Raw genomic sequence first — 307 nt, forward strand, 5'->3', positions numbered from 1 at the left:
GTCCCTTTGTAGTAGCATTGGAAGATCTCGAAGGCTTTATCGGCTGCGTCTTGCCCGGTCTTATCCTTGCACTGTTCTAGTACGCTTTGGGCTTCAGATTTATTAACACCAGGAGGAAGTTTTGCTAGCGCAACATCCATGTTCAATGTACCATCTGAGTTCAAGATTGCGGATTTGTTGAAAAAGCAAAGCACGAATTTCTTAAAAGCTTTATCTTCGGAGTACTGTCCAGTCTTCGCTGCATTTATCACTTCGGTGCTCACGCCAGATTCTTTAACACATTCTGAGGTGTACTGCTTAGCTTTTT

General features: G+C 43.3%; 1 protein-coding gene. It reads right to left on the bottom strand.

All coding sequences use genetic code 11. From position 1 onward, the window contains the following. The coding region (locus tag F0U44_RS24355; RefSeq protein WP_223163826.1) for a pheromone/general odorant binding protein at nt 1-263 on the bottom strand (263 nt) is incomplete at its 3' end. Nucleotides 264-307 lie beyond the last annotated feature (44 nt).

Source organism: Nocardioides humilatus, assembly GCF_008373755.1.
GTDB lineage: Bacteria > Actinomycetota > Actinomycetes > Propionibacteriales > Nocardioidaceae > Nocardioides > Nocardioides humilatus.